This window comes from Aeromonas sp. S12(2024) (assembly GCF_041402305.1).
GTDB lineage: Bacteria > Pseudomonadota > Gammaproteobacteria > Enterobacterales > Aeromonadaceae > Aeromonas > Aeromonas veronii.
Genome location: NZ_JBGLRB010000002.1, coordinates 66,332 through 92,490, shown reverse-complemented (window position 1 = coordinate 92,490; position 26,159 = coordinate 66,332). Strand labels below are relative to the sequence as shown.

Below are 26,159 nucleotides of genomic sequence, written 5' to 3'. Positions count from 1 at the left end.
GGGTGTCCGCCAAAAGAACCGCGGCCAGAGGGCTCTGAATGATGCCATCATTCAACATTTCGGGTAATATTCGGCCAACTCACTGATCTCTTGGCACTTATTATCGCCATGAGAGGTCAACGCCAGATGGAGATGGCTATTAATGAACTCGACTGATGTCGTGACCCTGTTTGGGGATGACAAGATTCTTTCCTTTGACCTTGAACTGACCCGGGACGGAAAACTCCGTCATCTGGGGGCGCTCCTGGCTGGTCGTGAACTCAATCTCAAGGGCCCGCAGGATCTCGCACTCAAGGAGTTAAATGCGCTGGCACAAAGGGCGGATGTGATCCTTGGTCACAATATTCTCGATTTTGATCTCCCCTGGTTGGCCAAACAGGCTGTACGCCCTCAGTTACTTCTCGAAAAGCCGGTAATAGATACCCTCTATCTATCTCCCCTTGCCTTTCCCAAAAACCCCTATCACCGCTTGGTCAAGGATTACAAACTGGTTCGAGATACCCTCAATGACCCGGTCGCGGATGCAAGGCTCGCATTGCAGATTTTCTCGGAACAGCTGATAGCACTACAAGCCTTACCCCTGTCCCAATTGCAGCTTTATCAATATCTGTTTGACCAGGGAGTCATAGCGCAATTTAACACTCAGGGTCTGTCACTGGTGTTTGCCAGACTGACAGACCGCCCGCCAGTGCGGGTCTCGGAGCTACCCACTCTCATCAAGAGCATTGCCCATGAGAAAGCGTGCCCCAATCAGCTCAACCGAGTAATTGGTGATGCCCTGCGTCAACCCATGCTGTTGTTACCATTGGCTTATGCCTGCGCCTGGTTGCCCGTGTCCGGGGGGAACTCCGTGTTGCCCCCCTGGATTTGGCGCCGCTTCCCCCAGACCGCAGAAATCATTCACACAGTTCGTGAACGTCACTGCGGTCATGCTGACTGCAGCTATTGTAAGGAGAACCACGACGCACGCCGCCATCTGCAGCGAATTTTCGAGCTCGACAACTTTCGCAACCTGCCTGATGGGACACCATTGCAGAAGACCTTGATCGAGGAAGCCATGGCTGGCGTCGCATTGCTCGGCATACTCCCAACCAGCGGCGGTAAGTCGCTCTGCTACCAGCTCCCGGCACTGGTGCGTAACCAGCGAAGCGGTGCTCTCACGGTCGTGATATCCCCCCTGCAGGCACTGATGAAAGATCAAGTGGACAACCTTAAACACAAGGCCGGTATTGAAGGGGTTGCCGCTATCTCGGGGCTGCTGACGCTACCAGAGCGAGGCGCGATTCTTGAACAGATCCGCATGGGGGATATCGCCTTGCTCTATATCTCCCCCGAGCAGTTGCGCAACCGCACAGTCAAACAAGCAATACGACAACGTCAAATCGGTGGCTGGGTATTTGACGAAGCGCACTGCCTGTCGAAATGGGGACATGATTTTCGCCCTGACTATCTCTACTGCGCCAAGGCCATCGCCACAATTGCCAAGGAACAGCAGGTCCCCATGCCTCCTGTCTTCTGCTATACCGCGACCGCCAAACCGGATGTGATTGAAGATATTTGCGCCCAGTTTCTCGATAAACAGCCCCGACCTCTTCTCAGACTGGAAGGAGGGGTTGAACGTACCAACCTCGAATATGCCGTCGTTGAGTGCCCCGGTCTCAATAAACAGGGCCATATCCTTAACCTGCTCGAGCAGTTCTTCGGTGAGGAAAAGCCCGGTTCCTGCGTTATCTACTGCGCAACCAAGCGCAGCGTGGACGAGCTGGCCGATTTCCTCGGTCAGCAACAATCCCTCCCTGTCTCACGCTTTTACGCCCGCATGGACAGTGCCCAGAAGAAAACCACCCTCGAACAATTTATCAATGGTGAGATCCGGGTCATCTGCGCGACCAATGCCTTCGGGATGGGGATCGACAAGGATGATGTGCGTTTGGTGATCCATGCCGATATCCCCGGCTCCCTCGAAAACTATCTACAGGAAGCGGGACGAGCTGGCCGCGATACAGCACAAGCCCACTGCGTATTGCTGTTTGATGAACAAGATATCGAGAAACAGTTCCAGCTCGAGGCCATGAGTGAAGTCAGCCTGCGCGATATCAAACAGATTCTGCGCGGAATAAGGCTCAGAGCCAGCAAAGGAGGCAAGCAGGATAACAACTCGCCACTGGTCGCCACCTGTGCAGAGCTCATCAACCAGCCAGAGGTAGAAACCAGCTTCGCTGCCGATGACAGCAATGCGGATACCAAAGTCAAAACAGCTATTACCTGGCTCGAACGAGCGGGCTATCTGGAACGTAGTGACAACATCACTCAGGTATTTCAGGGTCGTCCCCTGTTTGCCTCCACCGAGGAGGCGATGAAAAGGGTAGAGAGTCTGAAACTGGCCCCCAAGGCCAAAGCCATATGGCAAGCGGTTATCCAGGCGCTGATGAGTGCTGCCGACGATGATGGCCTCAGTGCCGATACCATCGCCGAAGAGGCAGGCCAATACATGGCAGACAAGGGAAGTGGTGTTCAGGCCAGCGAAGTGATGCGGGTACTCACCCGGATGGCGGATGTCGGTCTTCTCTCTCAGGGGATGTTACTGACTACCTGGCTTCGCCCCAAAGGAAGAGACAATGCCCGGGTGCTCTGCGGGCAAGTACACAGCATTGAAAAGGCGATGCTGGACACCTTGCGTGAAAAAGAACCCGAACCTGATACAGGGCAAGGGCTGATCTTTAACATTCGACTGGTCAATCAGGCCATCAAAGATCTGGGGCATGAGCGGTGTAACCCTGGCTTGCTGCGCAATTTGCTGACCAGCTGGGCCCAGGATGGTCGCTCGGGGGGCAAGAAAGGCTCCATTGATGTCAAATATCTCTCTCGGGATCTTTACCAACTCACCTTCAACCGAACCTGGTCCCAGATTGAACAGACAATTGATCAACGCCATCGAGTCACAGGCGCCACCCTCGATTTTCTCTACACCCTGTTGGCAAGCAGCGAAGAGAGTGTCCAGCGCCAGGTGATGCTGTCGTTTGCTCTGGAGCAACTGGTCAAATACCTGCGAGAAGACATGGATGTGGCTCAGCTCATGAACAAGCGGGAGGCAAGCAGCCAGCAGGAGTGGTTGCTCAAAGGGGCAGAGCGGGCACTTCTCTACCTGCATGAGCAACACGCCATCGTGCTGCAAAATGGCCTTGCCGTGTTCCGAAGCGCTATGACCCTCACGCTGACCGCTGAGCGGCAGCAACAATACAACAAGGCAGACTATCAGCCGCTTGAGCATCACTATCGCCAGAAGGTGATTCAGATCCATGTGATGAATGAATACGCCCGCATCAGCCTGGAGCACTTCAAGAAAGCCAAAAAGCTGGTGACAGACTACTTCTCCATGGAAGCTGACAAGTTCCTCGGTCACTACTTCAAAGGGCGCAACAAAATCCTGGAGCTGGCGACCAGCGAACACTCCTGGAAGCGCATTGTCGAAGATCTTCACAACCGTGCCCAGGAGCAGATCGTTCAGGCACCGCCCGAGCAAAACTTGCTGGTACTGGCAGGCCCGGGTTCAGGCAAGAGCAAGGTGATTATCCACCGCTGTGCCTACCTGATGCGGGTCAAGCAAATCTCCCCATCGCGGATCATGTTGCTCTGTTACAACCATAATGCGGCGATGTCCCTGCGCCGACGCCTGACCGAGTTGCTGGGGCGTGACGGAGCACGGGTCTCGGTATTCACCTTTCACGGTCTCGCTATGAGTCTGACAGGCAATGCGGTGCAAAATCGGACATCAGACGATATCGACTTTACCACCATCATTGATGACGCAATCAAGCTGCTCCGGGGAGAGCAGAACCAGCTCGGTCTCGAATTGGAAGAGCAGCGGGAAAAGCTGCTCGGTGGATTGCAATTTCTGCTCGTCGACGAGTATCAGGACATTGATGAACAACAGTACCAGCTTATCGCGGCACTGGTGGGCAAAAGCGAAGAGGATGAGGAGGCCCGACTGCATCTGATGGCTGTGGGTGATGATGACCAATCGATCTACGCCTTTCGCGACGCGAACGTCAGCTTTATTCGCCGCTTTGAGCAAGACTACAACGCCCAGACTCACTTCCTGACCTGGAACTATCGTTCCACCGCCCACATCATCGAGACCTCCAACCGCCTGATTGAGCACAATCAGGATCGCATGAAGCGTACACATCCCATCGAGATCGACGACAGGCGCAAGATGGAAGTGGCTGGGGGGCACTGGGAGGGGATGGAGACAGCACAGGGTCGCGTCATCATCCAGCAGTGCCAGGATGCAGCCCAACAGGCAGCCGAGGTCGTGAGACATATCGCGCTTATCCGTGAGAAGACTCCCACTTGCCCGCTGGAATCTATCGCCGTGCTGGCCCGTAATGGGCTAGAGAAGGAGGAACTGGCCTGGGTACGCTCGGCACTGGCAGATGCTGATATTCCCTGTCGTTTTACTCTGGATAAAGAGAACGGTTTTCCTGTGCATCGCTGCCGTGAAATCTTGCGCTATCAGAATTGGCTACAACAGCAAGGTCATGCCCTGCTGACAGCGGAGCAACTTGCAGCCCCTCTCCCTCCGCTCTCACTGGCCAACCGTTGGGAGGAGCTACTGCACGATCTGATTGCTCAGTGGCAAGCCAGCCAGGGAGAGCATGCTCTTTCTGCCCACCACTTCCTGATGTTCCTCTACGAGTATTTGAGCGAGCAAAAGCGCCAGATCCGCTTCGGTAAAGGGGTATTGTTAAGTACGGTACATGGGGTTAAGGGGGAGGAGTATCGCCATGTGATACTGCTCGACGGCGGCTGGCAACGCGCGGCGGAGCTATCGGCCAGTAACCTGGAAGAAGAGCGGCGCCTCTTCTATGTGGGGATGACACGTGCTATCGAAAGGCTGGTTCTCATGGCTCACCACGATCAACGTAATCCCCATATTCCACTGATCGCCTCCCACTGCTACGTGCAGAGACCTAACGCAACCCGATCGGATAGACAACGTCGTTTCGCCATGATGGGTATGTCGCAACTGGTGTTGGGATATGCAGGTCACAGTGATGAAGGCCAGACTATTCACAACGAACTGAGAGCGTTGAAAGTAGGCGATGCCGTACGCATTGCCCCCGACAAACAGGACAGGCTCCATGTCTATCACCGCAGTCACAAGATCGCTCGCCTCTCCCTACAGGGAGAAGAAACCTGGAAATTCGATGTGAATACAATCCGCGAAGCCAGAGTGATCGCCTTGGTAGAGCGGCGTAAAGAGCAGGAAAAGGATGAGTATCAACCCAAGATGCGCAGCGAACGTTGGGAGATCCCCATAATCGAGCTGGAGTTATGAACCAAACTGGTAGCCCCCATGCTACCGGGATAGACCTTCACGACTTGCAGCACCAGCTGTGCCGGTACTGCAATAGGTGATAGTGAAAGCTTGGTGACTTGACGACACGTCGCTGCCAATAGCCTCAATTCAGGTCATAATCACCCTGCTTCCCTTACCTTGGAGTTTTTATGCGTCGATTCAATTTCATGCTCAATGGCAGCAGATTGATGATGTTCCCCTTCTACATTGGCATTCTCATCTGCGTGGTATTGCTGATGGTGAAGTTTGCCATGCAGCTCTATCAGCTTTCTGTAAACATTTTCGAGATCCCCTATCTGGACCTCATTACCGGCGTGCTGACCCTGGTGGACTTTATACTGGTGGCCCAGATGCTGATCCTGGTTGCTATCTGTGGCTATGTGCAATTTATCCAGACGGAAGAGCAGCGCGCCTCCCTTAGCAGCAACTGGCTTAGCAAGATCAACTTTGCCTCCCTCAAGCTCATCGTCATCAACTCGCTGGTGACTATTGCCGGAGTGGAGGTGCTCAAGGCGTTTCTCGAAGATGGCATCATCAACGAAGTCGATATGAAGTGGTCCGTGGTGGTGTTTCTCGCCTTCTCGCTGGCCGCGCTCATCTATGCGGTGACCGAGCGGATGGCGGAGCATAAATAATCGAGCTTGATCACTGTGCTTGTTCAGCCTTGATTCACCAGCAATACAATTGATAACACTTTTCATTACTCTTACTGCGTTATAAACTTGCTCCCCCCGGGCTGCCCCGCCCGGGTGCTGGAGCCTTTATGACAAGCCTTTCTCTCTCACCCCGACAATTCTGGCAGTGGCTGGCCTACCACCATCAGGCCGCCGAGGGCACCCTCTACCTGATGTTCTTCTCCGGCCTGCTGCTGTGGGAGCCGCTGACCCCGCTCTGGTCGCTGGCACGCTGGAATCTGTTTTTCCATGTGATGCTCTCGCTCACCCTGTTCCCGCTGCTGTTTGGCGCCTTCTGGCTCTCCCATCGCAGCTTGTTGAACCGCAGCAACAAACCCTTTTTACGCACCACGGGGCGGATTATTGAAGCCCTGCTGCTGATCTGTCTGGCCAGCGGCCTGCTGCTGGTGCTGCACGGCACTCCGGGCGATGCCATGGGCAACCTCGCCAGCTGGGCCCACTGGCTGAGCGCGTTGGCGTTAACTCCTCTGGTGCTGCGCCACGCCTGGCGCTGGACCATCTTGAAATGGCGCTCCTGATCCCATGTTGAAGTCATCGTTTTCTGCATATTTGTCACCCCTGCTGGCCCTCCTCCTGCTGCTGGCCAGCCCCTTTGCGTTGGCCCAGCAGATGAGTTCAGGGCTGCTCGCCTATGAGGAGGGAAGCGCCCCGCGCCTCGTCACCGCCAACCTGAGCGCAGGTTCCGTCACCCTGCTGGAGCGCGATAGCGGCAAGCGCCTAAAAGAGGTGCCGCTGGGGGGCGATCTGCGCCAGCTGGCCCGCGCCGATGACGGCACCCTGCTGGTCACCGACTACAGCGGTGATCGCCTGCTGCTGCTGGATGATGATCTCGATCTGGAAAAGGCGATCCCCACCGGCCACCGCCCCTATGGGGTCATCTTCGATGCCAAGCGGCAGTGGTTCTGGGTCACGCTGTTCGAATCCGCTCGCCTGCAGGCCTACGACAGCGCGGGCAACCTCCAGCTGGATGCAGAAACCGCCGAGACCCCGCGCGGGCTGGCCCTGACCGACGACGATCGCCTGCTGCTGACCCACGCCATGACAGGCCAGCTCGCCATCTATGATCTCGCCAAGCTTGGCCACGGCGCCAAGGGAGCTTCGCTTCCCAAGCCCAAGCTCATTACCCTGGCCGAGACCCACAGCGACACACCGAGCGACTCGCAGGGCCTGCCGCGCCTGCTCGATGGCATCGCCCTCTCCCCCGATGGCAGCGAGGCTTGGCTGCCCCATGTGTTGTGGAGCTTCAGCCACCCCTTCCAGTTTCAGAGCACCGTCTTTCCGGCAGTCTCCATCATCGATCTCGATGAGGAGAAAGAGCGGGTCGATGAAAGAAAGCAGCTCTTTTTGCAGATCAACCTGCCAAGCGTCGGCAACCGCAGCCAGATCGTCTCCAACCCGTTCGCTGCGCGCTTCGCCGCCGACGGAAAACGGGTCTATCTGACCCTGGCGGGCTCGGAAGATCTGCTGGTGTTTGACCTGTCGCGCAGCGGCAAGTCCAACAACAACCGCCACCGCCGCAAGAAGTTTCAGGGGGGCGCCAAGGCGACCCAGCTCTTGCGTCACCTGCCGGGCCAGAATCCGCGGGATCTGCTGATCGATGGCGACCATATTCTGGTGCACAACGCCATGGGGCAGGATCTTACCCGCCTCAATAGTGGCGGCAGCGGCCCGTTTGCCCGAGTCACGGTCGATGTGCCCCACTTCGCCAAGCTGGTAGAGACAGATCCGCGCCCCAAACCGCTTCAGCGCGGCGAGCGGCTGTTCAACCTTGGTAACACAGCGTCCAACTCACGCTTCCCCATGGCGGGAGACAACTGGATGAGCTGCAACTCCTGCCATCTGGACGGGTTCAACTTCACCAACCGCTATCTGATGGCGGCCCATCGCCAGAAGAGCGGCGACAACGCCATCAACGGCCACGCCAACCTCACCAACATGGTGGCGGGGGATTTTGTCGGCGAATACCTGCGCATGACCCAGCAGACCCAGGGCGGCATGGGCCATGACACCCGCGATGGGGCCGAGGTGGTTGACCCCGCGAGGCCCCAACCGGAAGTGAAAGCGATGATGGAGGACTTACACGCCTTCGTCACCGCAGATGGCAACCTCCCATACCTCGCCAACTGGCTGCGGCTCGATGCCCCGCGCACGGACCCCGCCAAGGCGCCGACTACCCACCCGAAGGAGTGGCTCAACTCTGCCTCCTGCCAGAACTGTCACAGCCAAGCGTTCAAGGATTGGAGCGAGAGCAACCACCGACTGATGGGCAACTCCCACCCCTACTACAAGGTGGTACAGGCGCTGGCCCGCGAAACCGAAGGGGAAGCGTTCGGTCAGTGGTGTCAGGGCTGCCACATGCCCCAGCAGGTGATGACCGGCCAGCTGGATCTGCCCAAGGGCTCCCACATGTTCGAGCAGGGTGGCGCCTCGCTGATTGCCGCCCACAAGGCGGGTGAACCTGTGGTTGAGGAAGGGACCGGCTGTGTGCTCTGCCATCGCATCACCAAGGTAGAAGATGCGGGCGGCAACAGCGCCTTTACCGTGAATTTGAAAGACCGCGAGAGCTATGTGTTCGAGGATGCCCCGGGCGGCAGCCTCCAGCACTGGCTGGCCGAGCGGCAGATCAACGCCCGCCCAGCGGCCCACAAAGCCTCCTATCAGAAGGATTTCTACAGCGATGCAGCCCTGTGCAAGTCGTGCCACAACGAGTTTGCCCCCGGTACCGGCGCCAATATCGTCAACACCTGGGACGAGTGGGAAAAATCCAGCTTCGCCAAGGCCGAGGATCCTGCCAAACGGCGCAACTGCATCGACTGCCATATGAACCCGGAGCCGGGCAATGGCGGCGCGCCAGTGGCGGGCCAGTCCACCGAAAACGGCACCATGAAGGCGCGGCTCTATCGCCACAACTTTACCGGCGCCCAGCACCAGCTGGTGGGGCTGCGCAATACCGACCTTGAACAGGAGAGCCTGGCGCTGCTGCGCTCCAGCGCTACCCTCTCCGCCCGTATCGAACAGGCTGCCGATAGTCAGCAGCTGGTGGTGCGGGTCGCCAATACCGGCGCGGGCCATGCCCTGCCCACCGGGGTAGCCGATTTCCGTGAACTCTGGCTGGAGCTGACCGTCACCGACGCAAGTGGCAAGGTGGTGCTTGCCAGCGGCCAGCCGATGGATGGCGCTGTCCCAGAAGATGCGCGGCTGTTCAGAAAAGTATTCGGCGATGCCGAGGGCAAGCCGGTGGGGCTCAAGTTCTGGCGCTACGCCAAGCTCTTGGAAGATACCCGCATTCCGGCCGATGGTTGGCGCGATGAAGCCTGGCCGCTACCCGCAGATGCCCAAGGGCCCTTCAAGGCCGATATCAAACTCAATTTCCGCACCTACTCCAAGTGGGTCAATGATGCGGTGCGCGCCGCCGAGCCGAGCTTGCCGGAGCCACCCATTGTGCTACTCAATCGGCTGCGACTTACCTTGCAGCCTCTCCCCGTCACGCCCGCTACGGAGCCTCAATCCTGATGTTTGCAAGTTTTCTCATTACCCTGCGCGAGGGGCTGGAAGCCTTCCTGCTGGTCGGCATCTGCCTCTCCTACCTCGCCAAGCTGGGGGCGAGCCGCTACAACAAGTTCATCTATCTGGGGGTGGGGCTCGGCCTTATCGCCTCCCTTGTCGTCGCCTTCCTGTTCCAGGTGGTGGTGAGCCAGTTCGAGAGCGAGCGCTACAACCACCTGTTGATGGCGGGGATCCTGATGTTTGCCACTCTGGTGCTCACCTATATGGCGATCTGGATGCAAAAGCAGGCCAAATCCCAGGTAGGGGCCATGACGGCGCGCATCGATGCGGCCATCGATGGCGGCAACCTGTTTGGGCTGGTGCTGCTCGCCTTCCTCGCGGTGATGCGCGAAGGGTTTGAAACCGTGCTCTTCTTCTCCGCCCTGCTCTACTCCGGGCAAGGGGTCGATCTGCAATCCGGCCTGATGGGCGCGCTGGCGGGTCTGCTGGTCTCCATCGCGCTGGTGTGGGGGCTGCTGCGCTCCACCCGCAAGGTGGCGCTGGCCCCTTTCTTCCGCTGGACCGGCCTGCTCATCATCATCATCGCCGCAGGTCTGCTCTCGTCCGCCGTCAACATGTTGCAGGCGGCAGACATCATCACCTTCTGGACCACGCCGGTGTTCGATATCAGCCACATTCTCGACGATCAGGGGGTATTTGGTACCTTCTTGCGCGCCCTGTTTGGCTACAATGCCTCACCCGCTGGCTTGCAGCTGCTGACCTGGGCCCTCTATCTGGCGATCTTCGTTACCCTCTGGCAGCGCAGCTATCGCCCGCAGGTGAGCGCCTCATCCAGCAAGGGCTGAGCCAACACGCCCTGTGGCAACAAGGGCACGGGGTAACAACACCATTCGGGAGCCGCGCCTTGGCGCGGTTCCCTTATCTATCAAGCAGTTTCGGAATAGGTCATGAGCGATAACAACAAGAAAAGCATTGCAGTGCTGGGCGCTGGCCCCGCCGGTTTGATGGCCGCCTGGCGCCTGCGTCGCGCCGGTTTTGCAGTCACCCTTTTCGAACAGGAGCCGGTGGTCGGCGGCATGTGCGCCACCCAGACCTTCAAGGGACGCGATGGGGAGTATCGCTTTGACTACGGCGGCCACCGCTTTATCACCAAAAACCCCGAGCTGCTCGCCTTTATCGACGAGCTGATGGGGGACGACCTGCTCCACGCCGAGCGCAAGAGCGTGATCCGCTTTGGTGGGCGCACCTATGACTACCCATTGAACCTGCCCAACTTGCTCAAGACGGCGCCGCTGGCCCTGATGGCCGGTGCGGTGAAAGACTTGCTGCTGTTGCCCTTTAGCAAGAAGCCGGACGATTTTGCCAAGGCGAGCTTTGCCGAGTGGATCCAGAGCCGCTTTGGCCGCACCCTCTATCGCCAGTTTTTCGAGGGATACACGGCTAAGCTGTGGGGCATCAACCCGGACAAGCTCTCCGCCGACTGGGCCGGTCAGCGCATCAGCCTCATCGATCTCAAAGACGTGGCGCGCCGCCTGCTGCCAAGACGCAACGGTAGTATCTCGGTGCGCACCTATGCCCGCAAATACCGCTACCCCAAATATGGCTTCGGCCAGATCTTCACCACTCTGGGGGAGCGACTGATGGCAGAGGGCGTTGAACTGAAAACTGGCGCTACCATCACCCGCCTTGAGCAGGCTGATGGCCGCATCGAACGGGTTTATTGGAAACAAGATAATGTTGAGCAGAGCGAGCGCTTTGATCAGGTGATCTCCACCCTGCCGCTGCCGCTCACCTGCCAGCATCTTGGCTTGCCGTGCGACCTGCACTACCGGTCGCTTCGCTTCGTCAATATGCCGCTCAAGCAAGAGAACCTGTCGGACAACACCTGGCAGTACCTCTCCGACCCCCATATTCTGGCCACCCGTCTGCAGGAGCCGCGCCGCCGCAGCCCCTTTATGGCGCCCCAGGGCCAGACCTCGGTGATGCTGGAGATCCCCTGCAATCCGGGGGATGCCACCTGGCAGGCGCCGCTGGCCGATCTGCGCGGTCGGGTCACCGCCGATCTGGCGAGCCTCGGCGTCGATACCGCCAAGCTTGGCGATGAGACCTTCGAAGCCCGCAGCGAGTACGCCTATCCGCTGATGGATTTGGGCTATCAGGCGCGCCGCAACGAAGCCATCAAGGCGCTGATGCCCATCACCAACCTCATCATGACCGGCCGTCAGGGGACATTCCGCTACATCTTCACCGACACTGCCATGGAGATGGGGATGATGGCTGCCGACATGGTGATCGACGGGGTGGACAGACGTCATGCCATCTTTAACCATCGCAACGAAAATACCGTGATCGAAACCCAGAGCGTGGCCTGAGTGCCCCGCCATTGGCATAAGTAAGGAGAACAGGATGACCATCCGCCCGGGTTTACTCGCCCTCACCCTGCTGCTGACCCTGAGCGGGCAGGCGCAGGCTTACTCTTACGCCGCCGCCGGCAAGGAGCCGCTGATCGACGCCCGCGAAGCGCTGCTGGGCGCCGCCACTGACGGCAAGGATGCCAGCGCCACCTTGAGCGAAATTGCCGAGGAGCTGGCCTATCTGGAACAGCACCACAAGGTGGAATTGCAAGCGCCACTGGCCGCAGCCATCAAGGCCAAAGACGCCGCAGCAACCGCCGCCCTGCTCAATCGCGCCTACAAGGCGGAGATCGAGCGCCGCCTCGAAGGGGCCAGCCAGAATCTTGGCGACTACCAGACCGCCAAGGTGTTGGTGGTCAAGAGCAAGCGCTTCCTCGACTTGATCCTCCCATCACTCAGCGAAGGGGATCGCAAGGCGGCCGAACAGGCGCTGGCCAGGGTGCTGGATGCCATCGGCAACCCGGGGGTATTCGGGGTGGGCGCCAAGCCCGCCGATGCCGCAGCCTTTGCCGCAGCGGAAAAAGCGCTGATGGCCGTGCTGGCACCGCTTTGATGGCAACCTGCCAATCATTGCGCCACCTCGCTGTGACAAACGGTGGGTTTCGCTGCGCTCTACCCACCCTACGCACGGCCTGCCGATAAATGCACCCGGACGCCGGTTTGCCCCCTTCTCCCCTGGCGGGAGAAGGGCTGGGGATGAGGGGTAAGGTAACGGCCCGGCGTTGGCCTTCCCCCTGCTCCACCACCATTTGGCTGCTCATTCTGCTGCAACTGGCCTGGCTAAGCTGGCTGCTGACCTTCCCGGTGGCGCTCGATTCCGACGATGCCCTCAATTTTGCCCACGGGGTGACGCGCTTTAGCGTGCTGGAGTTCTCCCCCCACTTTCCGGGCTACCCCGCCTTTATCTGGCTGGCGCGGCTGATCAATCTGGCGGTGGACGATCCGGCCCGCGCGGTGCAGTGGGCAAGCCTGTTGGGCACAGCCCTGCTGGCACCGCTCGCCGCCTGGCTGGCGGTCAGATTGTGGCAACGGCCAAGCCTGCTCGCCCCCGTCTGGCTGCTGGTATTGGCACTGCCGCTTACCCCGACGCTGGCGCTCTCCGGCCTTTCTGACGGGGCCGCGCTCGCCGCCTGGCTCGGGTCGCTGCTGGCCTTGCAGCAGCGCAAAATCGCGCTGGCGGGTCTGCTGCTGGGCCTGATGCTGGCACTGCGCCCCTCCTATTTTGTGCTGGCGCTGCTGCCCCTGTGGCTCGGGCTGGCGCAGCAGGGCACCCGCATCAGGTTTGTGCTCCCCATCGCACTGGTGGGGCTTATCAGCTTGCTCTTTGTCTGGCAGGCCGATGGCTGGGCCTACTTCAGCGAGGGGCGCCGCTTTACCGACGGCCACTTTACCCTGTGGGGCAACACGGCAGCGGCTCACGGCGATCGACTGCGGAGCTGGGCGAGCACCTTCAACGATCAGCTCACCCCGCTCTGGCCGCTGTTGATCGGGACATTGCTGGTGCTGCCGCTTTGGCAAAGATCAAAAAACCACCCTGCCACCCTCCCCCCGCTCTGGACGCTCTACTGGCTCGCCCTGCTACTCTGGACCCTGTTTGGTCAGAACCCTGACAATCCCCGCCATCTTGCCCCCATCACCCTGCTCGGTATCGTGCTGCTGGCAGGTTGGCTGCCGCGCCGTGGCGAGTGGGTGGTCGCGGTCGCTGGATTGCTGCTGCTCGGCGTGACCTTCACCCTGCCCCGTCCACCCGCCATGGTGCAGGCAGCAAGGCTCGCAGAGAAAAGCTGCCCGGCGCTGGTGACCCAGTGGGGCGTGCGGCTGCTGCGGGAGACCACAGCCTTGGCCGTCACCGATGGCTGGTACAAGGGGGATGCGGCGCTGGCACTCTCTAAGGGAGCCTGCCGCGTCAGTCGCCGCCCCATCGCCGCTAGCGAAATGCCCACCGCGGTGCGCCAGCACTGGTTTGCCCCGCGCTTTGCCGCCGAGCCCGGACTCTGGCTCGCCATTCCCTCGCTGCAGACAACCCAGAAGAAAGTGACAAAAAACACAGAAAGAGCACAAAAATCCGCCAACACAACTAAAAAAGAGGGGAACAACTCGGGTACACTCACTGCGCATCCATAACAGACGAGTCTCCTTATGCGTGTAACCAGAGAGTGGCTGTGGGTTTTGTCGGTGCTGACCGGGGCCTGTTCCCTCCTCTTGCTGCCATTCTGGCTGCGCGGCGGCAGTCAGGGCCATGATCTGTTTCACCACCTGCTCTCCGGTCACTTCTTTGCCGTGCAACTGTGGCAAGGTGAGCTCTATCCGCGCTGGTTGATGGAGATGAACGGCGCCTTCGGCAGCCCGGTCTTTTTCTTCTATCCCCCCCTGCCCTACTATGTGAGCGCCCTGTTCGCCGGCCCTACCCCACTGGCCCACGAGGCGATGACGCCGCTGCTCTGGAGCAGCAGCGTGGCACTCTGGCTCTCCGGCCTGTTTGCCTATCTCTGGTTGCGCCCCTTTGCCGGCCACGGGCGGGCGCTGGCGGCCAGTCTGCTCTATATGGCGCTGCCCTATCATCTGGCCATCGATATCTACGCCCGCTTTGCCCTGGCGGAGAGCTGGGCCTTCGTCTGGGCACCGCTGGCACTGCTGGCGCAGGATCGCCTCTGCCGCGGCGCCCCCTTTGCACTACTGCTGCTCGCACTGGCCATCTCCATGCTGACGCTTTCCCATCTACCAAGCACCCTGCTCATTCTGGGCTTGCTCACCCTGCGCAGCCTGCTACTGGTCTGGCGCTACAAGGGGAGCACAGCGCTTGTCAGTGTCCCTGTCACCGCCTCCCCGCTCATTGGCACCCTGCTGGGCCAGCTCTGGGGGTTGGCGATGGCCAGCCTGTTGCTGCTGCCCGCCCTGCTGGATCAGGGGGGGATCTCCATGGAGCAGATGCGCACCGGCATGTTCGAGTTTCAGCGTAACTTTCTCGATCGTTTGCCCCAAAGCCGTGATGACTGGCGCTTTCGCGGCCATCTCGCCTGGCTGACGCTGCTCACCCTGGCTCTGCTACTGGTAGCTTGGGCGGCTGCCCGCGAGCCGCGCCATCCCGAGTTGTTGCTCTGGGGGGTCATTGGCACCCTGAGCTTTCTGATGATGCTGCCACCAAGCGAGCCCCTGTGGCGCCTGCTCACTCCGTTGCAACTGGTGCAATTTCCCTGGCGCCTCAATCTGCTGCTGGTCATCGCTACCGTCGCCGTGGTGGCGCTGGGTACCCCCACCTATCGCCCGTGGCAGTGGGTCTGGTGGCTACTGCTTGCCCTCACCCTGCTCTCGCAGGGACTCTATGTACGCGAGGCGCCGCTCACCCAGGCTCCCGTAAAGAGTCAGCTCGACGGGGAGTTCGACAGCAAGCGCAGCGCCCGCGAATACCGGCCAAAGCAGGTGCCACGAGGCATGTTTGCCCCCACCCTGCTGGCCTGGAAAGAGGAATTCCAGCCCGCCATCACCAGCGACCATCAGGGGGTGAACTGGCAGATCCAGCGCTGGCAGCCTCGTCATATCGAATTGACGGTGGATGCCCCGGCGCCCGCCAAACTGATCCTGCACCAGTTTGATTACCCGGGCTGGCAGGCAAGGCTCGACCAGCATCTGCCCCTTAGCGTCAGCAGCACCCGCAACGGGCTGGTACAGGTCTGGGTGCCCGCCGGACAACACAGCCTCACCTTTACCCTCACCGCCCGCTGGCCGGAGCGGCTCGGTTACGCCATCTCGTTGCTGGCCTGGCTGCTCTGGCTGGGGGGAGTGATCCGCGCAGTGCGCCCACATGACCGCAAGCGAGCTCCCCAAGGTGGCTGAGCCGCCGGGCACCTCCCCCTTTTGAGGGGGCAGGAACGTCATGCCGAGCGGGGGCAAACCTGATAGACTCGCCCTTCTCCCTTTTTCAACCAAGGTTCACCAGCGGATACCCTATGCCCCAATCGCCAACAGCTCAGGCTGCCGCCCTCTCCCCCCGTTTCCTGTTTATCCTGCTGGGCGCTCTGGCGGGTCTGACTCCGCTGGCGGTGGATATGTATCTGCCGGCCATTCCGGCCATCGCCCGGGATCTGGCCACCAGCATCGACGGCGCCCAGCTCACCATCAGCGCCTTTTTGGGCGGCTTTGCCATCGGCCAACTCTTCTACGGCCCGCTCGCCGACAGCTATGGCCGCAAGCCGGTGATCCTGGCGGGGCTCATCATGTTTGCCATCGCCTCGGTGGGCTGCGCCATGGCGGACTCCCTGCCCGAATTGCTGGCCTATCGGATGTTGCAAGCGGCGGGCGGTGCGGCCGGGTCGGTCGTGGTCAATGCCCTGCTGCGCGATCTGTTCGAGAAGGATGCGTTTTCTCGCGCCATGTCGTTCGTCATTCTGGTGATGACCCTGGCGCCGCTGGTGGCGCCTGTGGTGGGCGGCTATATCAGTGCCCACGCCGACTGGCGGGTGATCTTCTGGCTGCTGGTGGGGATCAGCCTGCTGATCTGTCTGGTGATGCAGTGGAAAATTCAGGAAACCCTGAAACCCGAGCACCGTCAGCCCCTTAATCTGGGCCAGATCCTCAAGAACTACTGGGGGGTGCTCTCCCATCGCGGCGCCATGGGTTATGTGCTGTGCGGCTCCCTCTCCAGCTCCGGCATGTTCGCTTTCCTGAGCGGCTCCCCTTACGTCTATATCGAGTACTTCAAGGTGCCGACCGAGCACTACGGCTGGCTGTTTGGCCTCAATATCCTGCTGATGATGGTGGTCACCTTCGTCAACAGCAGACTGGTGAAAGGGGTGGGCGCCGAGCGGATGCTGCAATACGGCCTACTGGTGCTGCCCTGCGCGGGCGCCCTGCTGGTCTACAACGCCTGGAGCCAGACCGGCGGCCTGTGGGGCATCGTCATTCCGGTGGTACTGTTTGTCGGCCATATCAGTCTGGTGGGCGCCAACGCCATGACCGGCCTGATGGGCCACTTCCCCCAATCTGCGGGCACCGCCTCGGCACTGGCGGGCACCCTGCGCTTTGGCATCGGCGCCCTGGTCGGCATTCTGGTCAACCTCAATCCGCCCCACTCGCCACTGCCCATGGCCATCGCCATCGCCTGCTGCGGCGTGGGTTCCACCCTGAGTTACTGGCTGCTAACCGGCAAGCGAGGCGATTGATCCCCCTCCCCCCTGTCAGGAAAACGAAAGAGGCTTCCGTCAACGGAAGCCTCTTTTCGTACTGGCGGCCAGACGTTCAGAATTGGGCACTGTTGAGCCAGAGGTGCGCCCCTATGCTCACCAGATAACCGAGCAAGATGGCAGGCAGCCACTTCAGGTGGCCAAAGAAGGTATACATGCCGTGGGCCTGTCCCATCAGGGCTACCCCGGCCGCAGAGCCGATGGAGAGCAGGCTGCCGCCCACTCCGGCGGTCAGGGTCACCAGCAGCCACTGCCCCAGCGCCATATCCGGGTTCATCGACAGCACGGCAAACATCACGGGAATGTTGTCGATGACGGAGGACAAGACCCCGATGAAGATGTTGGCCATGGTGGGATCCCCAGCGTCATACAGCCAGTGTGACACCAGCTCCAGATAGCCCATAAAGCCCAGCCCACCGACACACATCACCACCCCGTAAAAGAACAGCAGGGTATCCCACTCCGCCTTGGCCACCTTGTTGAACACGTCAAATGGCACCACAGAACCCAGACTGCGCAACCGCACCTCATCACCATTGCGTTCATAGAGCGCACGCTTGCGGGCAAGGGATCGCGGCAGCGATTTGCGCAAATAGAAGCCGAAAAACTGCAGATAGCCGAGCCCCAGCATCATGCCCAGTACAGGCGGCAGATGGAGGAAACTGTGGCATAGCACCGCCGTGATGATAGTCAGCAAGAACAGCGCGACGATGCGGCGGGCCCCCCGCTTGAGATCGACCACCTCGTTATCAGCCTCCGGCACATGGCGCGGCACCATCAGGCTCATCAGGATGGCTGGCACCAGAAAATTGAGCAGAGAGGGAATAAGCAGGGTGAAGAACTGGCCAAATTGCACCTTGCCCGCCTGCCACACCATCAGGGTGGTGATATCGCCAAAGGGACTGAACGCCCCTCCGGCGTTGGCGGCGATCACTATGTTGATGCAGGCAAGATTGACAAAACGCCGATCACCGTTGGCCACCTTCAACACCACGGCGCACATCAAGAGCGCAGTGGTCAGGTTGTCTGCCACTGGCGAGATACAAAAAGCAAGCCCGCCGGTCAACCAGAACAGGGTGCGCAAGTGAAAGCCGGATCGCACCAGCCAGGCGCGCAGAGCATCGAACAGCCGCCGATCCTCCATGGCGTTGATATAGGTCATCGCCACCAGCAGGAACAACATCAACTCGGCATATTCCAGCAGGGTATGGCGGAAGGCCTGCTCGGCGACAGGGCTCATCCCCTGCTGTGCATAGGCGATACCGATCAGGATCCAGATCACCCCGGCGGCCACCAGCACGGGTTTGGACTTGCGCAGTTGCAGATACTCTTCAGCCATCACCAGGGCGTAGGCCAACACAAACAATCCGACACAAAAAAGTCCGATTGAGGAGGATGTCAACAGAACAGGGCCACTACTGGCATGGGCGGGAGGGATAAACAGGGACAGCAGCAAAATAACAGGGGTGAGCGCAGACATGGTCTCTTCCTTTTAGAACCATCTGGCAATGATGCTAGCACCTGGATGAAAAGAAAAATTCATCCAGGTCAATTAACGCTTAATTGGTTTGCTGTCGAAACGCGGGATTATTTCTTGCCGAAACCCGACTGTTTGAGGGTATAGCCTGCGCTGTTTTGCCAGGCATCCAGACCGCTGCGGTTATTGCCCGCCACCAGACTGGCGGCCAGACTCGGACTGTTGAACAGCTGATCGGCGGTAAAGACAAAGCCGCCCTGACTGCGGGGCACTATGACCCCCTTCTCCAGCAGTTCGTGACGCAGTTCGATCACCGCTTCGCGCAAAGAGGCGGCATCCTCGCCATTGGCGGTGGAACCGGCCAGCACCATAAAGCCCGGATTTTGCCGCTTGCCCACCGGATAACCGTGGGCCTCGGCCCCTTTGCCGTTGAAGTGGTAGAGCTCGCGCTCACCCGGCCGGTTGTCAGAGAGCGCCTTTTGCAGGGTCATCAGCTCGTTGTAGATCTCGATGGGGACGACGGCAGCCTGCTTGTTGCCCTTGCTATCGATGATAAAACTGACTTGCTTGTGTAACATCCTTGCTCATCCTGTGACCCATGGAAGCCCCTATTCTAACCACCTCGGGCAAGCGGGATCCAGCGAGGATCCACTGCTCTTTTGCCGCCTTGATCACTAACTGGCACTCTTGATCAACCGTAAGGGGTGTTGATCAATGCCGGCCGTGCTAGCGTACCAAGCATGATGAAAGCCATTGACCATCAAACGGTTACCCCATGCTGACCCTGCGCAACCTCTGCAAGAGCTTCGATAACGGCAGTGAACGACTGCCGCTGTTCCACCATCTCGATCTCGCCCTCCCCGCTGGCGAGATCACCCTGCTGCTGGGCCAAAGCGGCTGTGGCAAGTCGACCCTGCTCAATCTGATCGCCGGGCTGATTGCACCGGATGAAGGGGAGATCTGGCTGGGGGAGACCCGGATCGACACCCGCTCCCCCGACGAGCGGGCACGCCTGCGGGGTCGCCATTTCGGTATCGTCTATCAGGATTTCAACCTGCTGCCGACCCTGAACGTGGCCGAGAATCTGGCCCTGCCGCTCGCCATCAACGCTCTGCCACCAGATGAGACAAAGATTGACCAGTTGCTGCATCGGCTCGATATGAGCCACAAGCGCCATGCCTGGCCGGAGCAGCTCTCCGGCGGTCAGCGACAGCGGGTGGCGCTGGCCCGCGCCCTTATCCATCAGCCCAGTTGGCTGCTCGCCGACGAGCCCACCGGCAGCCTCGATGAGCACAATGCCGAACAGGTGATGGAATTAATGATCGCGGCGGTGCGCGACACTGGCGCAGGCTTGCTGCTGGTGAGCCACAACCCGGCCTATGCAGCGCTGGCAGACAGGGTGCTGCGCCTCGAAGGGGGGCAACTTATCGAGCTCAAGGGGCCCCGCCATGACTAAACAGCGACTGCGCCAGCCGGAGTCACGCTGATGCTGCCACTCAAAGCGCTGCTGCGCCTCTATCGCAGCCACCCCTGGTTGCTGCTGATGAGTCTGGCCGGGCTGGTATTGGGGGTGTCGCTGGTGGTGGCCATCGAGCTGCTCAATCACAGTGCCCGCACCAATTTTGTCGCCGCCCGCAGCCAGCTGGCGGGGGAAGCCAACTACCGGCTGGCCCCTGCTGGCGGGATGGATGAGCAGCTTTACGTGCAGCTGGTGACCAGCCAGCCCGCCCTCGATGCCATGCCCCAGCTCCATGGCTGGCTCAAGGATGAAGAGGGGCGCAGCTTTCAACTGCTGGGAATGGATCTCTTCAACCCCGGCCCCCTGCGCCAGCTGTTTGGCGCCCAACCCGCGAGCGAGCCCGACTTTTCGCTAAACGATGCCGACAGCATCTGGCTGGCGGCCCCTGAGGCAGCTCGCCTTGGCTGGCAAGCGGGCCAGAGCCGCCGCTTTGTATTGGGCGGCAGCGATGGCGCCAGCGCCCGCCCCCTGACCCTGACGCTGGCGGGCACCTTTGAACCGGGCGCCGTGCCCATGGAGCGACTGCTGATAACCGATATCGGCCTCGCCCAGCCGCTGCTGGATAAAGCGGGTCGGCTCGATCGCATCGTCTTCAAGCTAAGCGACGCCGAGGCTCGCACCCTGCAAGCCACCCTGCAAACCCGTTACCCGAACCAGCCCTTGTGGCTTGAGCCCATCAGCCCGGCGCTCGATGCCAGCCAGCTTGGCGATGCGCTGGCCCTTAACCTGATGGCGCTCTCATTGCTCGCCATGGCGGTGGGATTGTTTCTGGTGTTCAACGCCCAGCGATTTGTGCAGAGCGTACGCCGCCCCCAGCTGGCCCAGTTGATCATACTGGGGATGGGGCCGAGTCGGGTGCTGCGCTGGCTCATTCTGGAGCTACTTATTCTCGCCACCCTCGGCACCCTGCTCGGGGTGCTGCTCGGCAGCCTGTTGGCACTGGCGCTGATGGGACAACTGACCCAGGCGCTGGCCGATCTCTATGGGCCCAACCCCATCGACCTGTTGCGCCTCTCCCCTGTGAGCCTGCTCAAGGCACTGTTGATCGGGCTGCTCGGCACACTGGCCGCCAACCTGCCCGGCTGGTGGCAACTGCTGCGCCAATCCCCCCTCGAACTGCGAGCCGGAAGCAGCCGCCCCCCCGCTCACCCGTGGCGACGGCGCGTGCTGGCCATCGCCATCTTGTTGCTGTGCGCTGTTTGCCTGTGGCTGCCGCAAACCGGTCTCACCGGTGCGCTGTTTATCGCCGGAGGCTGGCTGCTGGCCATGGCGCTCTGGCTGCCCGATGCCCTGCGCGGCCTGCTTGGCTGGTTACGACGGCGCACGGGCGGCCCCCTCACCGCCCGGCTCGGGGTGGCCGAGACCCTCTATCACCTCGATCGCACCGCTATCGCGGTGATGGCGTTGCAGCTCGCCATCGCGGCGGCCATCGGCATCGGCGTCATGGTGTCGAGCTTTCGCTCAAGCGTGGAGATCTGGCTCGGCCAGCGTCTGGCCGCCGATCTCTATGTCACCGCCCCCAAGGGGGTGGCGGGCAACAAGGGCACCTTGAACGAAGCGACCCTTAAGACCCTGCTCGCCAATCCGCTGGTGAGCGCCGCCTCGCGCCGCTCGGTGCATCCTGCCCGCTGGCAGGGGCAGCCCATCGAGTGGGCACAGATGGATTTTATCCCCCAGCTTAAAGCGGCCTATCCGCTGCTGGCCGGACGCTGGCCGACCCGCCCCGACGAGGTGCTGGCGAGCGAGCCGCTGACGGTGCGCCTCGGGGTCAAGGTAGGCCAGACATTGGCGATCAGCGGCGAGCAGGGGCCAAGGCAGTTCACCGTCACCGGCGTCTATCAGGACTACGGCAGCGACAAGGGGCAGATCCTGCACGCCTTCGAGGCGGGGGCGGTGCAATCCCTCGCCCTCTTTAGCAACGACCCCGAGCAACTGGCCGACCGTCTGCGCGAGCGCTTTGGCGAGCAGCTCAATCTGCTCTCTGCCCCCGCCATCCACAGCGCGGCCCTCAAGGTGTTTGACCAGACCTTTGTGGTGACCGAGCTATTGAAACTGCTGATCCTCGGCATCGCCTTTGTCGGCATTGGCTCGGCCTTTATGGTGCTGGGGTTGGCGCGCCGTGGCGAGCTGCAGACCTTGCAGAGTCTGGGCTTGAGCCCCCGCCACTGCCGTCAGCTGCTGGTGTGGCAAGGGGCGGGATTGGGGCTGCTCACCGCCCTGCTGGCCCTGCCGGTGGGATATGGCCTCGCCTGGGTGCTGATCGAGGTGGTCAACCCCCGCGCCTTCGGCTGGCGCCTCGCCTTCGAGGCCGCCCCCCTTCATGCAGTCACCGCCCTGTTGCTGGCGCCGGTGTGTGGCGCATTGGCCTCCTGGTATGCCGCAAGGAGAGTGGTATGAAATATCGGTTAGCGCACTGGCTCAGCCATGGCTTGACGACCCCATTGACCACTTCCCTCTCTCCGCCCCTTCTTCAGCGCAGAGAAGAGCAGAGTGCAGCATTGAACCATCCCCTCTCCCTTCGGGAGAGGGCCAGGGTGAGGGGGAGCTTGTCCTCCTTACAGCTTCTGTGGCTCGCCACCCTCTTGCTCCCGCTGATTGCCATGATTGGCAGCGCGCAGGCCAGTGATCTGGGCGCCCTGCTAGGCGGTGGCAACGACAGTTTTAAAAAGGTGCAGCCGGGACAAACCATCCAGCTGCCGGAGGATCACGCGGCCCACCCCGATTACCGCTCCGAGTGGTGGTATCTCACCGGCAACCTCAAGGATGAACAGGGGCGCGAATATGGCATGCAGTGGACCCTGTTTAGGCAGGGTATCGAGCAAGAACTCCGCACCAGCAACCCCTGGCTCACCCCCCAGCTCTGGCTGGCCCAGTTTGCCATCACGGATCTCGATCGTGGCAGCCACCAGCAAGATGAACGGGCCAGTCGGCAGGGGCCGGGACTGGCGGGGGCCAGCGGCGGCCAATATTGGCTCAGGGAGTGGCGACTTGCCTCGCAAGGGGCGGCGCTCTTCCCCGCCACCCTCAAGGTGCAGAGCAAGATTGGCGAGCTGAACCTCACCGTCACCGCCGCCAAGCCGTTGGTGCTGCAAGGCAAGGCCGGTTACAGCGAGAAGAGCCCGGGCAACGCCTCCTTTTACTACTCCTACCCACGCCTGCATTTAAGCGGCACCCTGATCAGCGATGGCGAGACCCGCACCGTCAGCGGACAAGGGTGGTTTGATCACGAGTGGAGCAGCTCGGTATTGGCCGAGTGGCAATCGGGTTGGGACTGGTTTTCGCTCCAGTTGAACGATGGCCGCGAGCTGATGCTGTTTCGCCTGCGCACCAAGGCGGGCCGCGCAGAACCAGAAAACCGTTACGGTATTTTGATTGAGCGGGACGGCAGCAGCCGGGTGCTCGCCCCCGACGCGATTCGCCTTACGCCGGGCAACACCTGGCGCGGCCCCAAGGGGCAAGCGTACCCCGTTGAGTGGCAGCTAAACGCCGCCGGAATGAGCCTCACCATCAAAGCCCGTCAGCCCAATCAGGCCATGACAGGTCGCTTTGACTACTGGGAGGGTGCGGTAACGGTGGAGGGAGATGCCAAAGGGCTGGGCTATCTGGAGATGACCGGCTACTGAACACCCTCGACAAACGTGGCCGGTCTGCTCGATGACCCGAAATAAATCGCCCTTATAACAGGGCATCACAGTGATATCGCCCAGCCATTTATGTCACTTGGCGCCAGTAGCCAAGGATGCCTTATCTGTTCATTTATTGAACTCCCCTTACCCACTCAACCCGCAGCCAATTTGGCTCTAGTCTGATCCTCGTCAAAAAACCTTTCAAAATCCGAGCGATAACTAACTTTTTACTCACTTAAATTGGTCGTCGTTTGATATCTTTCTCATCCGGCACTCAAGGTTCCAAAGGCAGCTAGGAAAAGCGTATGGATTGGCCCGCCTTAATTGGGTTTAAAACAGCATGCCAAAGGCTGAAATTTCATGCAGCAGTAATCTTTTGGCTGATAGGAAAATATCATCACAATGTTTAACGCCATCATCTGAAATTTAAATAAACATATTCATTCATAGAATGATAATAAAAAGAGGAATCCATGGAGCAATATAAACTTCAACTATCTTCTGTCAGGCATACAGCTCCTGATGGTATTGAAATGGGAGTTATGAATGATGGAACCCCTTACCTTGGCGCAAGAGGTTTGGCTACACTTTGTGGTGTAGCGCCGAGTGTCATTATTACTCTAGTAAAAGACTGGCAAATTGACTTACGCACTAAGCCTCGTGGCCAAGCTATAGAGAGACTAATTCTAGAGCAAGGAGGTGATCCAAATAATCTTTATGTGCCAATTACTGTTGATGGCAAAACTTACCATGCTATTAATGATACAAATTGCATGGCAATCCTTGAGTATTATGCTTTCGACTCACAAATACCTCAAGAACAAGCAAAACGTAACTACCGTAGCCTTGCAAAATTAACACTTCGCACATTTATATATGAACACACCGGTTATAACCCTGAAGATGCAATACCACATTACTGGAAAGTATTTCATGAGAGGATAACTCTCAATGAGTTGCCATCTGGCTATTTTAGTGTGTTCTCTGAAATTGCTAACCTAATAATTTCCAGCATTAGAAACGGTATGCCGTTTGACAGCAAAACAATGCCTGACATTAGCGTTGGTATCGCATGGGGAAAGCACTGGAGTGATCATGCGCTAAACCATAAATATGGTGAGCGAATAAAACACCGTCATAACTTTCCTATTGATTTCCCTCAAAAAGATCCGATGGCATGGATTTACCCCGTAGATGCTCTTGGAGAATTCCGTCGCTGGATGGACAACATTTATGTAACGCAAAAATTCGGGCCATATTTACATAAAAAGCTAAAGGATGGAAAGCTAAATAATATTGATGTTCCAGCTCTAATTGCGGCAGTACAACCAGTCCGCCTAAATTAGCTACAGCTTGTTATTAAACATATGAAAATCATTAAGTTGATAACAAGCCAGCCTAGAGTCGATAATAATCAAAGGATAAAAACATGACTGAATGGATACATGTAAATTCAACTGCAATTCGTCGCGTTGGCTACAATGCGGAGTCTATGCAAATGTTTATTGATTTCGAAGAGAGCATTCCTGTGTATACTTTTTATAATGTTCCAGAACCCATTTTCAGGTCTTTTGTAACTGCACGTTCAGTTGGTCAATACTACCATCAGTATATAAAAGGTAGATATACGAATTAATCTATTGAAATACCGTATTTTGTGAGTGCATCTGTTTAGGTTGATTATGAGCAGCACATTTATAACGCGCTCCTTGATACAAAAACAATCTAACTTAATCTTTAGAAAACCCATACTTTGTTGAACTCAGGAGTTATTATGCCTTTCACATATAAAGTTGATACATTTATCCCTACCGTATCAGGTTGTGGTGCGAAAGATAATGGATGGGACTCTAAACGCTGTGAACAATTTCAAGCTTTCCTTAATCAATATGCCGAAAGTGGATGGCGTTTACATTCTAGTGATTTTAGAGAAGTTACCGTCGCTGGCTGTGGGGGTGGAAAAGGAGCTTGGTTAGTCTGTGTTTTTGAGAAAGAGTTATGAAGATAATTGCAGTATTGGCTGTTCGATTTTATCAGAAGCATTTACGCCATCTTCATAATAGACGGTGCATTTACACGCCTTCATGCTCTAACTATACCATTGCAGCCATTGAGAAATATGGCGTAATAAAAGGTTGCCGATACGGTTATTTACGAATAAAGCGTTGTAATGGTGCCTTATATAAAGGCGGTGAGGACTTACCTTAACAGTTAGTTACCTAAACGTCAAAGAAGTGCATATTCAATTGACATTAACATTATAAAACCCCGGCAAAAAACTTTATTCCGGGGTTTCTTTCAATTATCAGGTTAAGATTATTTATTCGGCGAGTAGGCACACCACATCCTAACCGATAGAAAATACACAACAGAAAAAAT

The 26,159-nt window shown here is 58.7% G+C and carries 18 protein-coding genes and 1 pseudogene; 17 read left to right on the top strand and 2 right to left on the bottom strand.

Annotated features, from left to right (window positions below; translation table 11 throughout):
* Positions 1-142 precede the first annotated feature (142 nt).
* The 10 genes and pseudogenes from ACB035_RS02335 (at position 143) to ACB035_RS02290 (ending at position 17,137) form a co-directional block, all read left to right on the top strand.
* On the top strand, positions 143-5,341 hold the full coding sequence (locus ACB035_RS02335; protein ID WP_371166583.1) for a RecQ family ATP-dependent DNA helicase: 5,199 nt from the start codon (positions 143-145) through the stop codon (positions 5,339-5,341).
* Between the two features lie 170 nt (positions 5,342-5,511).
* Positions 5,512-5,997 carry a YqhA family protein gene (locus tag ACB035_RS02330; RefSeq protein ID WP_005333692.1) on the top strand — a complete coding sequence of 162 codons (486 nt, stop codon included), beginning with the start codon at positions 5,512-5,514 and terminating at the stop codon, positions 5,995-5,997.
* A gap of 128 nt (positions 5,998-6,125) precedes the next feature.
* Positions 6,126-6,575 carry a hypothetical protein gene (locus ACB035_RS02325; RefSeq protein WP_005352687.1) on the top strand — a complete coding sequence of 150 codons (450 nt, stop codon included), beginning with the start codon at positions 6,126-6,128 and terminating at the stop codon, positions 6,573-6,575.
* Between the two features lie 4 nt (positions 6,576-6,579).
* Positions 6,580-9,570 carry a YncE family protein gene (locus ACB035_RS02320; RefSeq protein ID WP_371166582.1) on the top strand — a complete coding sequence of 997 codons (2,991 nt, stop codon included), beginning with the start codon at positions 6,580-6,582 and terminating at the stop codon, positions 9,568-9,570.
* On the top strand, positions 9,570-10,409 hold the full coding sequence (locus tag ACB035_RS02315; RefSeq protein WP_160880343.1) for an FTR1 family protein: 840 nt from the start codon (positions 9,570-9,572) through the stop codon (positions 10,407-10,409). Before ACB035_RS02320 ends, ACB035_RS02315 begins: the two co-directional genes overlap by 1 nt.
* A gap of 102 nt (positions 10,410-10,511) precedes the next feature.
* The gene (locus ACB035_RS02310; RefSeq protein ID WP_371166581.1) at positions 10,512-11,936 is read left to right on the top strand and encodes an NAD(P)/FAD-dependent oxidoreductase; all 1,425 of its coding nucleotides are present in this window, start codon (positions 10,512-10,514) and stop codon (positions 11,934-11,936) included.
* Between the two features lie 34 nt (positions 11,937-11,970).
* Positions 11,971-12,531, top strand: coding sequence for a hypothetical protein (locus ACB035_RS02305; protein WP_371166580.1), 561 nt, complete (start codon positions 11,971-11,973; stop codon positions 12,529-12,531).
* A gap of 200 nt (positions 12,532-12,731) precedes the next feature.
* Positions 12,732-13,985 (top strand): annotated as a pseudogene (locus ACB035_RS02300) (hypothetical protein); the annotation flags it as partial.
* A 132-nt stretch (positions 13,986-14,117) separates the two neighbouring features.
* Positions 14,118-15,812, top strand: a complete 1,695-nt coding sequence (locus tag ACB035_RS02295; RefSeq protein WP_371166579.1) for a hypothetical protein — start codon at positions 14,118-14,120, stop codon at positions 15,810-15,812.
* Between the two features lie 113 nt (positions 15,813-15,925).
* Positions 15,926-17,137, top strand: coding sequence for a Bcr/CflA family multidrug efflux MFS transporter (locus ACB035_RS02290; protein WP_005352704.1), 1,212 nt, complete (start codon positions 15,926-15,928; stop codon positions 17,135-17,137).
* Between the two features lie 76 nt (positions 17,138-17,213).
* On the opposite strand, the gene nhaD is transcribed toward ACB035_RS02290, so the two are convergent.
* Both nhaD and ACB035_RS02280 read right to left on the bottom strand, forming a co-directional pair.
* Entirely contained in the window at positions 17,214-18,638 is a 1,425-nt protein-coding gene (gene nhaD, locus ACB035_RS02285; protein WP_058060016.1) for a sodium:proton antiporter NhaD, read from the bottom strand.
* A gap of 107 nt (positions 18,639-18,745) precedes the next feature.
* Positions 18,746-19,213: a DUF4357 domain-containing protein gene (locus ACB035_RS02280; RefSeq protein ID WP_005333716.1), complete on the bottom strand. Its 468-nt coding sequence runs from the start codon at positions 19,211-19,213 to the stop codon at positions 18,746-18,748.
* Positions 19,214-19,410: 197 nt separating this feature from the next.
* Between ACB035_RS02280 and ACB035_RS02275 the strand changes: the two genes are divergently transcribed.
* The 7 genes from ACB035_RS02275 to yidD all read left to right on the top strand — a co-directional run bounded on the left by ACB035_RS02275 (position 19,411) and on the right by yidD (position 25,988).
* Positions 19,411-20,091, top strand: coding sequence for an ABC transporter ATP-binding protein (locus tag ACB035_RS02275; RefSeq protein WP_371166578.1), 681 nt, complete (start codon positions 19,411-19,413; stop codon positions 20,089-20,091).
* Positions 20,092-20,121: 30 nt separating this feature from the next.
* Complete coding sequence (locus ACB035_RS02270; protein WP_371166577.1) at positions 20,122-22,551, top strand: FtsX-like permease family protein; 2,430 nt, start codon at positions 20,122-20,124, stop codon at positions 22,549-22,551.
* Between the two features lie 185 nt (positions 22,552-22,736).
* Positions 22,737-23,777, top strand: coding sequence for a lipocalin-like domain-containing protein (locus tag ACB035_RS02265; protein WP_371166704.1), 1,041 nt, complete (start codon positions 22,737-22,739; stop codon positions 23,775-23,777).
* Between the two features lie 476 nt (positions 23,778-24,253).
* A complete protein-coding gene (locus ACB035_RS02260; protein WP_139464018.1) occupies positions 24,254-25,126 on the top strand; it encodes a hypothetical protein in 873 nt (290 codons plus the stop codon).
* Positions 25,127-25,209: 83 nt separating this feature from the next.
* The gene (locus tag ACB035_RS02255) at positions 25,210-25,416 is read left to right on the top strand and encodes a KTSC domain-containing protein (protein ID WP_201950553.1); all 207 of its coding nucleotides are present in this window, start codon (positions 25,210-25,212) and stop codon (positions 25,414-25,416) included.
* Between the two features lie 138 nt (positions 25,417-25,554).
* Entirely contained in the window at positions 25,555-25,782 is a 228-nt protein-coding gene (locus ACB035_RS02250) for a DUF4177 domain-containing protein (protein ID WP_129503841.1), read from the top strand.
* Positions 25,779-25,988, top strand: coding sequence for a membrane protein insertion efficiency factor YidD (yidD, locus tag ACB035_RS02245; protein ID WP_201950551.1), 210 nt, complete (start codon positions 25,779-25,781; stop codon positions 25,986-25,988). Before ACB035_RS02250 ends, yidD begins: the two co-directional genes overlap by 4 nt.
* The last annotated feature ends 171 nt before the right edge of the window (positions 25,989-26,159 follow it).